12 protein-coding genes and 1 pseudogene are annotated in these 13716 nt (G+C 69.5%); 2 read left to right on the forward strand and 11 right to left on the reverse strand.

Annotated features, from left to right (window positions below):
- Positions 1-454 (reverse strand): ATP-binding protein (locus GKQ77_RS15970; protein WP_219689438.1); only part of this gene is annotated, 454 nt, incomplete at its 3' end.
- 185 nt (positions 455-639) lie between these two features.
- Here GKQ77_RS15970 and GKQ77_RS15975 point away from each other — a divergent pair.
- Together GKQ77_RS15975 and GKQ77_RS15980 are read left to right on the forward strand one after the other, a co-directional pair.
- A pseudogene (locus tag GKQ77_RS15975) lies at positions 640-1729 on the forward strand (helix-turn-helix domain-containing protein).
- A 36-nt stretch (positions 1730-1765) separates the two neighbouring features.
- Entirely contained in the window at positions 1766-2446 is a 681-nt protein-coding gene (locus GKQ77_RS15980; RefSeq protein ID WP_219689439.1) for a YdcF family protein, read from the forward strand.
- A 21-nt stretch (positions 2447-2467) separates the two neighbouring features.
- Here GKQ77_RS15980 and GKQ77_RS15985 read toward each other — a convergent pair whose 3' ends face one another.
- The 10 genes from GKQ77_RS15985 to GKQ77_RS16030 all read right to left on the reverse strand — a co-directional run.
- Positions 2468-3055 (reverse strand): Uma2 family endonuclease, encoded by a 588-nt coding sequence (locus GKQ77_RS15985; protein WP_219689440.1) that lies wholly within the window; start codon positions 3053-3055, stop codon positions 2468-2470.
- Between the two features lie 183 nt (positions 3056-3238).
- Positions 3239-4516 carry a thymidine phosphorylase gene (locus GKQ77_RS15990; protein ID WP_219689441.1) on the reverse strand — a complete coding sequence of 426 codons (1278 nt, stop codon included), beginning with the start codon at positions 4514-4516 and terminating at the stop codon, positions 3239-3241.
- Positions 4517-4628: 112 nt separating this feature from the next.
- Positions 4629-5030, reverse strand: a complete 402-nt coding sequence (locus GKQ77_RS15995) for a cytidine deaminase (protein ID WP_219689442.1) — start codon at positions 5028-5030, stop codon at positions 4629-4631.
- Positions 5027-6289, reverse strand: coding sequence for an ABC transporter permease (locus GKQ77_RS16000; protein ID WP_219689443.1), 1263 nt, complete (start codon positions 6287-6289; stop codon positions 5027-5029). Before GKQ77_RS16000 ends, GKQ77_RS15995 begins: the two co-directional genes overlap by 4 nt.
- Complete coding sequence (locus tag GKQ77_RS16005; RefSeq protein ID WP_219689444.1) at positions 6286-7443, reverse strand: ABC transporter permease; 1158 nt, start codon at positions 7441-7443, stop codon at positions 6286-6288. The genes GKQ77_RS16000 and GKQ77_RS16005 overlap by 4 nt, the downstream gene beginning before the upstream one ends.
- A complete protein-coding gene (locus tag GKQ77_RS16010) occupies positions 7440-9029 on the reverse strand; it encodes an ABC transporter ATP-binding protein (protein WP_372459895.1) in 1590 nt (529 codons plus the stop codon). The genes GKQ77_RS16005 and GKQ77_RS16010 overlap by 4 nt, the downstream gene beginning before the upstream one ends.
- Positions 9030-9237: 208 nt before the next feature.
- Entirely contained in the window at positions 9238-10290 is a 1053-nt protein-coding gene (locus tag GKQ77_RS16015) for a BMP family lipoprotein (protein WP_219689445.1), read from the reverse strand.
- A 286-nt stretch (positions 10291-10576) separates the two neighbouring features.
- Positions 10577-11662 carry a BMP family lipoprotein gene (locus GKQ77_RS16020; RefSeq protein ID WP_219689446.1) on the reverse strand — a complete coding sequence of 362 codons (1086 nt, stop codon included), beginning with the start codon at positions 11660-11662 and terminating at the stop codon, positions 10577-10579.
- 164 nt (positions 11663-11826) lie between these two features.
- The gene (locus GKQ77_RS16025) at positions 11827-13095 is read right to left on the reverse strand and encodes a M20 family metallopeptidase (protein ID WP_219689449.1); all 1269 of its coding nucleotides are present in this window, start codon (positions 13093-13095) and stop codon (positions 11827-11829) included.
- Between the two features lie 131 nt (positions 13096-13226).
- Positions 13227-13716 (reverse strand): hypothetical protein (locus GKQ77_RS16030; RefSeq protein WP_219689447.1); only part of this gene is annotated, 490 nt, incomplete at its 5' end.

The following is a 13716-nucleotide window of genomic DNA, read 5'->3' on the forward strand; positions in this document are numbered from 1 at the left end:
GGGCAGGAGGGGGTGGCCGGACGGGCAGATGGGGTTGAGCAAACTGCGGAGTCGGTGCCGCCTTGAAGCGGGACCACACGATCTTCCCGAACGGGGAGCGCTCGTCGACGCCCCATTCGTCGGCGAGCGCGTCGACGATGCTCAGGCCGCGCCCGGCGGTCTCCGTGTCGGCGGCTTCCCGCATGTGGGGAGGTTGATCGGGCGAGACGTCCTGGCTCTCGTGGACCTCCAGACGTACGGAGTCCTCGTCGACGCGGAGGCGCACCAGGAACCCGTGGCCGCGACGAGTGCCGTGGTGCAGGGCATTGGTCGCCAGCTCCGAGACGCAGAGCCGGATGTCCTCGGCCTCCGCGCCGGTGACTCCCCACCTCTTCAGCGAGGTGATCACGAAGCCCCGGGCCTCGCCGACCGCACGTCGCTCGGCGTCGAAGTACTTGTGCAGCTCTTTGGACATGGCACACCTCGGTTGTGCGGGCCGGGAAACGGCTGCCGGCTGCCGGCTGCGGTCGCGGTAGCCGGTCCGTCGAGCTTGTCGCGGCGAGCGGGCTGCTCCAATGGCCGCTTGTCGCACTTCCGTGGCACTTTCGTCCCCCTGCCTCTGATCGACGTGCTTGCATGGCGACAGCAAGGGAGGAACGCGTGGCGACCGTGCACCACTGGTCCGGGCTGGAAGCCAGGGCACTTCGGCTCGCACTTCGGATGAGCGTTCGGGCCTTCGCGGCTCATCTCGGCGTCGGCGTCCGGACGATCTCGAAGTGGGAGAAGCTCCTCTCCTCCACCGGGCCCAGGCAGGACACCCAGGCCATCCTCGACACCGCGCTCGCCCGCGCGGACGCGGCTGCCCAGCTTCGCTTCGAAACCAACCTCTCCGAAGCCGGAAGAGCCGGCACCGGCCCTCTCCGGCGGGCCACCGTCAGCAGCCCACGTGCGTGGGAGTACGAATCCTGGGCCGACGACCTGGATCGTTCCCTCGTCGCCCTGTCACGACAGAACTTCGCCTTCGCGGAAGATCTCCTCCGCCGCTGGCTGACCCGCTTCCCTCCGGCCCACCTGGACGACAAGGGGCTTTACCTCTACGCCCGTTCCACCGCCTTGCTGGGAGACGTGCAACGGGACCAGGGCGCCGTCATCGGCCCCCTGTCGGCCCGCCGTTCCTATTGTGAGGCCCGGGCGGTTTTCGCCCGGCTGGACGTCCCTCGACGGGTGGCCCAGGTGGACCTGTCCCTGGCCGTTGTCACGGAAATGGCCGGCCACTTGGAATGGGCCGCCCGTCAGTACGAGTCCCTCGCCGTCGATGACCGCCTCTCCCCTCGTGACCGCGCGCGGGCCCGCCTGTGGGTGGGAACAGCGCTCAGCAAGGAGGGCAATCAGGAGTACGCCTCGTGCGTCATGGCGGCGGCTGTGCGGGAGTTCGAGGATCTCTGCGAGCCGGAGGACTGGTCCGTGGCTCAGCAGAAGCTGGCCCTCGCCCATCGGGGGGGCCGGTGATCTGACCGCCGCCCTGCACCACATCGGCATCGCCCGCGCGACCGGTACCGCGGACTCCCCCATGCAACGTGTGCGCCTGGACACCGCCCACGGCCACATTCTGCTGTCCGACCCGGCCACCCTGGATGATGGTCTCCATGTCCTCGACAGGGCAGCGAAGGTCGCCGCTGAGTACGGGCTCAGCCACCAGCGCCACAGCATCGAGAACATCAGGAACAGGCGTGCTACGAGCGTGGGGTGAAGAGCCTCGGGCGACACTGACCAGGGAGCGACACCAGTGACGGGACCGACGGACGACGCCCAGTGGGCCGTGACCGATGAGCAGTGGGCTGACGCCCGGCTGATCTGGGAGTACCACCAGATGCGGCACGAACTTCAGCCGGCGGACGTGGCGATCGGGCTCGGCAGTCACGACCTCGGCGTGGCCACCACGACCGCCCAGCTCTACCGGGCCGGCCTCTTTCCCGTCCTCGTCTTCACCGGTGGCAACAGCCCCACCACCGCGGCCCGCTTCCCGCGCGGTGAAGCCGTCCACTACCGGGAGCACGCCCTCGCCCTCGGGGTGCCCGACGAGGCGATCCTGCTGGAAACGCGCGCCTCCAACACCGGGCACAACATCACGTACGCCCGTCAGGTCCTGGCCGAGGCAGGGGTCTCCCCGGCCTCGGTGCTGCTGGTCTCCAAGCCTTATATGGAACGTCGTTCCTACGCCACCGCCCGCAAACTCTGGCCCGAGGTCGGCGTGCGTTGCGCCTCGGAGTCCTTGGCCCTCGACGACTACGCCAAGAGCATCGGCGACGAGAAGCTCGTCCTGGACATGCTCGTCGGCGACCTGCAGCGGGTGATCGAGTATCCGAAGCTCGGCTTCGCCATCGAGCAGGACGTGCCGGACGACGTCCATGCCGCCTACGAAAGCCTCCTCACCGCAGGCTTCACCAGCCGCCTCATCGCGTCCTGATGGATCGCCGCCCCGTCCGCGTCAGTCCTGGGGGAACGCGCTCGTGTCGAGGTCCAGGTCGAAGGGCTTGGGGAGCTTGATGGGCTCGCCGGACTTGCAGGCCCTCAGGACTCGGTAGACGTCACCCCTGGGCTCGCCGTAAAGAGTGATGGTGGGGCCGCCGGGGGCCCAGCGGTCGATGAGGAGGTAGAGGGGGATGCCGGCGGCGGCGTAGGCGGCGGCCTTCTCGGTGCGGTCATTGTTGGCGTTCAACGACGAGGTGATCTCAGCGACGAATTTCACTGCGGCAGCCGGGACGAAGTTGCCTCGTTCGGCACGGAGCACGGCCCTCGGGACCACCGCGACATCGGGGATGCAAAGACTGTCGCGGGAGGGCAGCGCCGCGCCCAGCGTCTGGTAAACGCCCCAGTCATCAGGGATCACGCGATAGAGACTCCGCTGCACGAGATCAGCGACGGCGTTGTGATTGTTGGACGGCGGCGGAGCCACAGTGACGATCCCCTCGATGATCTCCACCTTGCTGCCCTCGGGCCACTCCATCTCCTCCCAGAGCCGGACGAGGTCGTCCCAGTCCTGGCCGGGTTCGTGGCCGAAGGTGAGTGCGCTCACGGCGGTTCTCCAATCGGTCATCACCGATCCCAGCATGCCGAACGGGACCGGCGGCGGCCCACCGATCCCGTTCACCCGTACGAGTAAGCGCTGGTCACAGAGGGCGCCCCGAAGGGGCGCGGGGAACTGCGCGATCAGCCACGACGTACCCGCAGGCGGCCCAGCGCCCCGCCGCCCCGCGCCCTAGCCGATCCGGTCCAGCACGATCGCCCCCGGCGAGAATCCCGTGCCGGCGGGAGCGATGTCGTACGACCCCTCCACCGACTCCAGCGCGTACGCGAACCGGTCCGGCGTGTCCGTGTGCAGGGTCAGCAGCGGCGCGCCCGCCTCGACGGAGTCGCCCGGCTTGGCGTGGAGTTCGACGCCCGCGCCCGCCTGGACCACGTCCTCCTTGCGCGCGCGGCCCGCGCCCAGGCGCCAGGCGGCGACGCCGATGTCGTACGCGTCGAGGCGGGTCAGGACGCCGGACGACGGCGCCGTCACCACGTGCTGCTCGCGGGCCACCGGAAGCTTCGCGTCCGGGTCGCCGCCCTGCGCGGCGATCATGCGGCGCCATACGTCCATCGCCGAGCCGTCCGCCAGCGCCTTCGCCGGGTCCGCGTCCTTCAGGCCCGCCGCGTCCAGCATCTCGCGGGCCAGCGCCAGGGTCAGCTCGACCACGTCGGAGGGGCCGCCGCCGGCCAGGACCTCGACCGACTCGCGGACCTCGAGCGCGTTGCCCGCCGTCAGGCCCAGCGGGGTCGACATGTCCGTGAGCAGGGCCACCGTGCGGACGCCGCTGTCCGTGCCCAGCTCCACCATCGTGGACGCCAGTTCGCGGGCGTCGGCCAGATTCTTCATGAACGCGCCGGTGCCGACCTTCACATCGAGGACCAGCGAGCCCGTGCCCTCGGCGATCTTCTTGGACATGATGGAGGAGGCGATCAGGGGGATGGCCTCCACCGTGCCGGTGACGTCACGCAGGGCGTAGAGCTTCTTGTCCGCGGGGGCCAGGCCGTCGCCCGCCGCGCAGATCACCGAGCCGACGCCGTCCAGGACGTTCAGCATCTCCTCGTTCGAGAGCAGCGCACGCCAGCCGGGGATGGCCTCCAGCTTGTCCAGGGTGCCGCCGGTGTGGCCGAGGCCCCGGCCCGAAAGCTGCGGGACGGCCGCGCCGCACGCGGCGACCAGCGGGGCGAGCGGCAGCGTGATCTTGTCGCCGACGCCGCCCGTGGAGTGCTTGTCGGCCGTCGGGCGGGAGAGGGAGGAGAAGTCCATGCGCTCGCCGGACGCGATCATCGCGGCGGTCCAGCGGGCGATCTCCTTGCGGTTCATGCCGTTCAGGAGGATCGCCATCGCCAGGGACGACATCTGCTCGTCGGCGACCGCGCCGCGCGTGTACGCGTCGATGACCCAGTCGATCTGCTCGTCGCTCAGCTCGCCCCGGTCGCGCTTGGTACGGATGACGGAGATGACGTCCATGGCATGTCCTTCCAGCAGTTCTTCCAGCAGTTACGGCCTCGTGCGCGGTCGACTCTACGCGCATAGAGTCGGCCAATGAAGAAGGCCCCCGCCAACAGGCGGGGGCCCAGGTTCAGTTGAGCCGCTGCGGCCCGAACGCGTCCGGGAGCATGTCCGCCAGCGAGCGGACGCCCGAGGACGTCTCCAGAAGCAGCTCCGGGCCCCCGAACTCCCACAGCAGCTGACGGCAGCGGCCGCACGGCATCAGGATCTCGCCCTTGCCGTCCACACACGTGAAGTGGGTGAGGCGGCCGCCGCCGGTCAGCTGGAGCTGGGAGACCAGGCCGCACTCGGCGCACAGGCCGAGGCCGTAGGAGGCGTTCTCCACATTGCAGCCGGAGACCGTCCTGCCGTCGTCGACCAGCGCCGCGGCGCCGACGGGGAAGCCCGAGTAGGGCGCGTACGCGCGGGACATCGCCTCGCGCGCGGCTTCCCGCAGGGCGTCCCAGTCGGTGTCCGCAGGAACGGTCGTCACTTTCCTTGTCCCCTTCGGTACGGCATCCCGTCCGCCTTCGGCATCCGAAGGCGCTGGGCGGAGAGCGAGAGGACCAGCAGGGTCACCACGTACGGAGTGGCGGTGACGACCTGGTTGGGCACCTCGTCGGTCAAGCCGTACCACAGGAACATCAGCGCCGAGACGGCCGCGGTGATCGCCGCGGGCACGTACCGCTTGCGCCAGGCGAGGTAGATCGCGCCGATGACCAGCAGGATCGCCAGGAGCAGCAGCAGCGCGTGGACGTTCGTACCGCCACCGCGGAGCTTGAGGCTGTCGGTGTAACCGAACAGGCCCGCGCCGAGCGCGAGGCCGCCCGGCATCCAGTTGCCGAAGATCATCGCGGCGAGGCCGATGTAGCCGCGGCCGCCGGTCTGGCCCTCCAGGTAGATGTTGGAGGCGACCAGGGAGAGGAAGGCGCCGCCGAGGCCGGCGAAGCCGCCGGAGATGATCACGGCGAGGTACTTGTACTTGTAGACGTTGACGCCGAGCGACTCGGCCGCGATCGGGTTCTCGCCGCAGGAGCGCAGCCGCAGACCGAACGAGGTGCGCCACAGCACCCACCAGCTCAGCGGCACCATCGCGACGGCGACCACGGTGAGCGGGGAGAGGTTGGTGAACAGGCCGCCGAGCAGGCCCGCGAGGTCCGAGACGAGGAACCAGTGCTTGCCGTTGAGCTCCATGAGCCAGTCGGAGAGCCCCGGCACCGAGAAGTCCCCGAGGGATTCGACGGGCGGCGACTGCTTCGACGTACCGCCCTCCTCGCCCTCGAAGGCGAAGGTCGCGAGGTAGCGGGTGACGCCCAGGGCGAGGATGTTCAGGGCCACACCGGAGACGATGTGGTTGACGTTGAAGGTGACCGTCACGATGGCGTGCAGCAGGCCGCCGAGCGCGCCGCCGAGGATGCCGAAGAGGACGCCCACCCAGGGGCCCCACTGGAAGCCCGCCCAGGCGCCGAACCAGGTGCCGAGGATGAGCATGCCCTCGAGGCCGATGTTGACGACGCCCGCGCGCTCGGCCCACAGGCCGCCGAGGCCGGCGAGGCCGATCGGCACGGCGAGCTTGAGTGCCGTCGACATCTGGCCGGTGGAGGTGATGCCGTCGGCGCCGGTGATGACGCGGACCAGCGAGATCAGCACCAGGACGCCGGCGATGGCGAGCAGGAGGACGGGGAGCGAGATGCGGCGGCGGCCCGCGGCGGGCTGCTTGGCCGGGGGCTTGGCCACGGATGCCGTGCTCATCGGGCAGCCACCTCCTTCGCGGAGTCGTTGTTGCCGTTGTTGCCGTTGTTGCCGTTGTCGGCGTTGGCCCGGGCGGCGGCGGCCAGTTCCTCGCCCACGCGGCGCTGCTGGCGGCGCAGGCCCCAGCGGCGCACGGTCTCCGAGGAGACGACGACCGCGATCACGATGAGGCCCTGCATGATCACCGCGATCTCCTTGTCGTACGCGACCGGGGTGGCGTAGTCCAGGGCGGGCGAGGCCTTGTCGAGGAAGGCCCAGAGCAGCGCGGCGAGCGCGATGCCGACCGGGTTGTTGCGGCCGAGGAGCGCGATGCCGATGGCGGTGAAGCCGAGGCCCGCGGGGAAGCTGAGGCTGTAGGTGTGGGTGTCGCCGAGCAGGATCGGCAGGCCGGAGAGGCCCGCGACACCGCCGGAGATCAGCATGGCGGTGAGCACCATGCGCTTGGCGTTGACGCCGGAGGCCGCGGCGGCCGACTCGGAGGCGCCGGTGGCGCGCAGGTCGAAGCCGAAGCGGGTGCGGTTGAGGACGAGCCAGTACAGGACGCCCGCGAGGACGGCGACGAAGACGAAGCCGTAGACCTCACCGCCCGCCAGCTTGATGCCGGGGAACCAGCCGGACTCCTTCATCACGCCGGTGGTCTGGTTGTTGCCGACCGGCACGCCGAAGTTCTCGGTGAGGGTGAGGTAGCCGATGACGCTCGTCGCGATGGCGTTGAGCATGATCGTGGCGACCACCTCGCTGACCCCGCGCGTGGTCTTGAGCAGACCCGCGATGCCCGCCCAGAAGGCGCCGGTGAGCATGGCGACCACGATGAGCAGCGGGATCTGGAGCGCGGCGGGGAGCGCGACGTGCGCGCCGACGACTGCGGTGACCATCGCGGCGAGGCGGTACTGCCCGTCCACGCCGATGTTGAACAGGTTCATGCGGAAGCCGATGGCCACCGCGAGCGCCGCCAGGTAGTACATGCCGGCCTGGTTGATGGTCAGGACCTGCACGTCGGAGTAGGAGATCTGCTCCAGCATCAGGGTGTACGGCTCGATCGGGCTCTTGCCCGAGGCGAGCAGCACGACCGAGGTCAGCGCCACGGCCACGACCAGCGCGATGACCGGTGCGGCCACCGCGAGGAGCAGGCGCTCCTTGTCGAACTTCTTCATCGGGTCTCGTCCTCCTCGGACGCCTCGGAGCCGTCGCCGGACTCGACGTGTTCCAGGTGGCCTGAGGCGGCACCCGTCATCGCCGAACCCAGCTCCTCCGGCGTGATGGTGGCCGGGTCGGCGTCCGCCACGAGCCGTCCGCGGTAGATCACGCGGAGGGTGTCGGAGAGGCCGATCAGCTCGTCCAGGTCGGCGGAGATCAGCAGTACGGCAAGGCCCTCGCGGCGCGCCTCGCGGATCTGGTCCCAGATCTGCGCCTGCGCGCCGACGTCCACACCGCGGGTGGGGTGGGCGGCGATCAGGAAGCGCGGCTTGTGGCTCATCTCGCGGCCGACGATCAGCTTCTGCTGGTTGCCGCCGGACAGGGAGGCGGCCGTCACGTCGATGCCGGGCGTACGGACGTCGTACTCCTCGACGATGCGGCGGGTGTCGGCCTGGGCGCTCTTGAGGTCGAGCAGGAAGCCCCGCGCGTTCGGCTTCTCGGTGACGTGGCCGAGGATGCGGTTCTCCCACAGCGGGGACTCCAGGAGGAGGCCGTGGCGGTGGCGGTCCTCGGGGATGTACCCGATGCCGTCCTCGCGCCGCTTGCGGGTGGGTACGGCGGTGATGTCCTGGCCCGCCATGCGGATCACGCCGGAGTCGGCGTGCTTGAGGCCGATGAGCGCGTCGATCAGCTCGGTCTGGCCGTTGCCCTCGACGCCCGCGATGCCGAGGACCTCTCCCTCGTGGATCGTGAAGGAGATGTCGTCGAGCAGGGCGCGGCCCGAGTCGCCGGCGGCGAGCAGCTTGAGGCCCTCCACCTGGATCATCGGGCGGTCGGTGACGGTGGACTCGGCGGTCTCGGGGGTGGGCAGTTCGCTGCCGACCATCAGCTCGGCGAGCTGGCGCGGCGTCGTCTCGGACGGGATGGCCGTGCCGACCGTCGTGCCGCGCCGGATGACGGTGATGTCGTCGGCCACGGAGAGGACTTCGCCCAGCTTGTGCGAGATGAAGATGACGGAGAGGCCCTCGGACTTCAGCTCGCGCAGGTTGTCGAAGAGCGCGTCGACCTCCTGCGGCACCAGGACGGCCGTCGGCTCGTCGAGGATGAGCGTGGTCGCGCCGCGGTAGAGGACCTTGAGGATCTCCACGCGCTGGCGGTCGGCGACGCCGAGGTCCTCGATGTACGTGTCCGGGCGCACCCCGAGGCCGTAGCGGTCGGAGAGGTCGAGGATGGCGCGGCGGGCGGCGCTGCCGATGCCGTGCAGCTTCTCGCTGCCGAGGACGATGTTCTCCAGGACGGTCAACTGGTCGGCGAGCATGAAGTGCTGGTGGACCATGCCGATGCCGCGCGCGATGGCGTCGGCGGGGCTGGAGAAGGCGACCTGCTCACCGTCGACGGTGATGGTGCCCTCGTCCGGCTTCTGCATGCCGTAAAGGATCTTCATCAGCGTCGACTTGCCGGCGCCGTTCTCGCCGACGAGGGCGTGCACGGTGCCCTTGCGGACGGTGAGGTGGATGTCGTGGTTGGCGACGACTCCGGGGAAGCGCTTGGTGATGCCGGCGAGTTCGACGGCGATGGGCGGAGGGTTGGTGGACGCGTCGATGGCGCACTCTCCTCGGGGGCCAAAGGGCCTGAAGGGCCTGAAGGAAAGGGGCCGCCTACGCGCGCAGTGCCCCTGCTGATGAATAGTGGCTCGCGCGAACGGGGCGCGGGTGGACCTCGGTCCCCCGCACCCCGTCACACGAGCATCACGCTGCCGTTTCGGCAGGCGTCAGGTCAACTACCGCCTCACGGCGTGGCCTTGACCTGGATCACGGCTTGGTCTTGACCTTGATCTTGCCGCCCTTGATGCCGGCCTCCGCCTTCTCCAGCGCGGCCTGGACGTCCTTCATCTTCATGAAGTCGGGGTTGGACTCGGCGAGCGCGACACCGCCCGACTTGAGGTCGGCGCGGACGACGCCGCCCTTGGCGGTGCCGTCCTCGACGGCCTTCGCGAGGTTGTAGACCGAGGCCGCGACGTCCTTGGTCGCCGAGGTCAGGATGTACTTCTTGTACTTCGCGAGGGCGTCCTGCTTGTACTGGTCGGAGTCGACGCCGATCGCCCAGATCTTCTTGGCGGCGGCGGCCTCGATGACGCCCTGACCGGAGAGGCCGGCGGCGTGGTAGACCACGTCGGCGCCCTTCTCGATCTGGCCCTGGGCGGCGGTCTTGCCCTTGTCGGGGCTGGTGAAGCCGCCGTCCTCGGCCTTCTCCGTCAGGTACTGCTTGACGACCTTGACCTTGGGGTCGGTGTCCTTGACGCCCTGCGCGTAGCCCGCCTCGAACTTGTGGATGAGGGGGACGTCCACGCCGCCGACGAAGCCGACGGTCTTGGACTTGGTGGTCTTGGCGGCGGCGACGCCCGCGAGGTAGGACGCCTCCTGCTCGCTGAAGACGAGGTCGGAGACGTTGTCGGCCTTGACGGTCTCGTCGTCGACGATGCCGAAGGTGACCTTCGGGAACTTCGCCGAGACCTCCTTGATCGCCGGGGCGTAGGCGTAGCCGACACCGATGACCGGGTTGTAGCCCTGCTTGGCGAGCTGCGTCAGGCGCTGGGTCTTGTCGGCGTCCGACTCGCCGTCGACCGGCTCGACGGCCTTCTCGCCGGTCTTGAACTCCTTGGCGGCCTTCTTCATGCCCTCGGTCGCGGCGTCGTTGAAGGACTGGTCGCCGGCGCCGCCGACGTCGTAGGCGATGGCGACGCCCTTGTTCTTGTCGTCCTTGCTCGCGGCGGCGTCGCTGGACGTGCCACCACAGGCGGAGACGGAGACGGCGAGGGCTGCGGTCGCGGCGCCCGCGACAGCTATTCGAGACACCCGGCGCATAGAGACGAACTCCTTGAGTCAAGCAAGCACAAGCACGTACGCGCCATACCCCGGCGCTGATTTCGCCGCAGCGTAACGCGCGTAGACCTGACATAAGAACCCTTCTGTCCGGTCCGTTATCGAGCTGTGGCCACGAGGCGTCCGGGGGGCGAACGGACGGTGGGCGCCCCCTTGGCGGGGGGCGCCCAGTCGCCGCAGCACGTACTACGTAAAACGGCGTGAGGCGGGCGCGGGGGGTGCTACGTACAACGTCCGATCGGCCACAGCACGCCACTCGAACGCCGCGCTACGGCGCGGTCTTGACCTTCACCTTGCCGCTGATGATGTCCTTCTCGGCCTTCTCCACGGCGGCGACGACGTCCTTCATCGCCGTGTACCTCGGGTTGGAGTCGGAGAAGCCGACGCGGCCGGACTTGAGGTCGTAGCGCTGCTCGCCCTTGAGCGGTTTGCCCTGGACGACCGATTTCGTCAGGTCGTACACCGCGCCGCCGACGTCCTTGAAGGCCGAGCCGAGGATGTACTGCTTGTACTTGGCGAGGGCCTTCTGCTTGTACTGGTCGGAGTCGACGCCGATCGCCCACTTCTTCTGCGAGCCGGTCTCCTGGATGACGCCCTGGCCGGAGAGGCCGGCCGCGTGGTAGATCACGTCCGCGCCGGCCTCGATCTGGCCGCTCGCCGCGTTCTGCCCCTTGTCGGGGCTGGAGAATCCGCCCTCCTCGGGCTTCTCCGTCAGATAGCGCTTCTCGATTTCGATCTTGGGATCGACGGACTTCACGCCCTGCACGAATCCGGCCTCGAATTTGTGGATCAGCGGAATGTCCACACCGCCCACGAATCCGACGTGCTTGGCCTTGCTCGCCTTCGCGGCGGCCACGCCCGCCAGATAAGAGCCCTGTTCCTCGTGGAAGACGAGGTCGGCGACGTTGTCGGCCTTCACCGTGTTGTCGTCGATGATCCCGAACGTGGTCTTCGGGAACTTCTTCGCGGCCGCCTCCACGGCGGGCGCGTAGACGAAACCGACGCCGATGACGGGGTTGTAGCCCTGCTTGGCGAGCTGTTCGAGGCGCTGGACCTTGTCGGCGCTGGACTCGCCGTCGCCCGGCTCCATGTCCACACCGCCGATCTTGAACTCCTTGCGGGCCTCGGCGTAGCCCGCGTAGGCGGCGTCGTTGAAGGACTGGTCGCCCTGCCCGCCGATGTCGTAGGCGAGACCGATGCCCTTGCCCTTGTACGAGGACGACGTCCCGGAGTCCTTCTCCTTGCCGCCGTCCTCCTGCGAGGCCTCGCTGCTCGTCTTGCCGCACGCCGAAGCGGCGAGGGCGAGCGACGCCACCGCCACGGCCACTTGGGAAAGTCTTGATACACGACGCATAGGACGTACTCCTCACGTTCCCCAACGCACCGTTGACGGCGCTGATTTCGGCGCACAGTAACGCGCGTAGAAAGGGAGGGGAACGGTTTTCCGCGCGGCCGTTACCTATTCGTGCCGAGCGTCGGTACCTATTCGCGCCGAGCGTCGGTCACGTCCCGGTGGGGTTACTCCGTCGTGCGCGCGGCGTCCAACAGGGCGGCGGCGGTGAAGAGTTCGACGCCGACCGCGATGGCCGACTCGTCCGCGTCGAAGTCCCCCTGGTGGAGGTCGCGGACGGTGCGCTCGCCGGGCCTGCGCACGCCGAGCCGGGCCATGGCGCCGGGCACGTGCTCCAGGTACCAGGAGAAGTCCTCGCCGCCCAGGCTCTGTTCGGTGTCCTCGATGGAGAGCGGGCCGCGCCGCTCGGCCATGGCGTCGCGCAGCAGGTCGGCGACGCCGGGGTCGTTGACGACGGGCGGGACGCCTCGGACGTAGGTGACCTCGGACTTGGCGCGGTAGAGGTCGGAGATCTCCTGGATCGCGCTGTGCACCAGGTCGGGCGCCTCGCGCCAGGCCGTGAGGTCGAGGCAGCGCACGGTGCCGGACAGCTCGGCGTGCTGCGGGATGACGTTCGGCGCGTGTCCGGCCTCGATGCGGCCCCAGGTCACCGAGAGCCCCGAGCGGGCGTCGGCGCGGCGGGCGACGACGGCCGGGACCTCGGTGGCGACCTTGGCGACGGCGGTGACGAGGTCCGTGGTGAGGTGCGGGCGCGCGGTGTGGCCGCCGGGGCCGTCGAGCGAGACCTCGAGGCGGTCGCAGGCGGAGGTGATGGGGCCGTGCCGCAGGCCGATGCGGCCGGCGTCGACGCGGGGGTCGCAGTGCACGGCGATGATCTTGCCTACGCCGTCGAGGACGCCGTCCTTGATCGCGTCGGCGGCGCCGCCGGGCAGGACCTCCTCGGCGGGCTGGAAGATCAGCCGCACCGGAAAGGGCAGCCGCCCCTCGCGCGCCAGCTCCGCGAGGACCAGGCCGGCGCCGAGAACGACGGTGGTGTGCACGTCGTGGCCGCAGGCGTGGGCGCGGTCGGGCACCGTGGAGCGGTAGGGCACGAGCTTGGTGTCGGGGATGGGCAGCGCGTCGATGTCGGCCCGCAGGGCGAGCATGGGCCGCGATCCGTCCCACTGGCCCACGTCGCAGACGAGGCCGGTGCCGGCCGTGAGCACGCGGGGGGCGAGGCCGGCCTCCTCGAGGCGGGTCTTGAGGGCCGCGGTGGTGCGGAACTCCTGGTTGCCCAGCTCCGGGTGCATGTGCACGTCGCGGCGGAAGGCGACGAGTTCGGCACGGAGCGCTTCTGGCAGCGTGCCGGGGAGCGGCCGCGTGCCGGGCAGCGGCTGCGTGAGTGCGCTTTCCGTTGCGGACAAGCCGTCGGACACCTCTTCGGTCGCACAGGACATCAGTTGGTTCACCCTTTGAAGGGTAAGGCGATGCAACGGCCAACTAACCCACGATCAACAAAAGTTCAGCCCGATAGGGGAAGAAATAGTGGCCTCGTGGCGCATGGCCGCTGATCGGGGTGGGTAAACTTTCACGCCGCCACGGGGGATGCGTAAGCCGTCCGGCGCCTGTAGTAGGCGAGGGCGACCGCTGTCAGCAGGGGCGGCCAAGCGATCAGCGGTATATAGCAAAGCACGAGAAGCGCGCTTTGCGCTGTACTGTCCGTCACACCCGTTTCGCTCCCCAATCCGGCGATCTGGGCGTAGAAGGCCCAGCCCACGAGCCCGAAGAGGCCGGTGGCGCCGAGCAGGGCCGGGACCACGGCCGCGAGCGGCGGCACCTGCCGCCCGCCGAGCACGGGTACCCACGCGGGGACGGTCTCACCCCATGCGCGCACCAGACCGAGCGTGAGCAACGCGAGCAGTTCCGATATGACGCTGAGTGCCAGGATGTACACGGCCTCACCGGTACCGCTCTGCTCCTGCGCGGTCACGGGCAGCCCCGCGACCAGGGCGATGCGCCACAGCCCGGAGGGCAGCGTGAGCCACGGCACGGCGTGGGCGGCGAGGGCGGCCCAGCGG

The sequence above is a fragment of the Streptomyces anatolicus genome, assembly GCF_019400875.1.
Lineage (GTDB): Bacteria > Actinomycetota > Actinomycetes > Streptomycetales > Streptomycetaceae > Streptomyces > Streptomyces anatolicus.

Bases quoted from the DNA above. Each gene is read 5' to 3' on its own strand.
- GKQ77_RS15990 (WP_219689441.1), bottom strand. From the start codon at position 4,516: ATGGACGTCATCTCCGTCATCCGTACCAAGCGCGACCGGGGCGAGCTG.
- GKQ77_RS16000 (WP_219689443.1), bottom strand. From the start codon at position 6,289: ATGAGCACGGCATCCGTGGCCAAGCCCCCGGCCAAGCAGCCCGCCGCG.
- GKQ77_RS16005 (WP_219689444.1), bottom strand. From the start codon at position 7,443: ATGAAGAAGTTCGACAAGGAGCGCCTGCTCCTCGCGGTGGCCGCACCG.
- GKQ77_RS16015 (WP_219689445.1), bottom strand. From the start codon at position 10,290: ATGCGCCGGGTGTCTCGAATAGCTGTCGCGGGCGCCGCGACCGCAGCC.
- GKQ77_RS16020 (WP_219689446.1), bottom strand. From the start codon at position 11,662: ATGCGTCGTGTATCAAGACTTTCCCAAGTGGCCGTGGCGGTGGCGTCG.
- GKQ77_RS16025 (WP_219689449.1), bottom strand. From the start codon at position 13,095: ATGTCCTGTGCGACCGAAGAGGTGTCCGACGGCTTGTCCGCAACGGAA.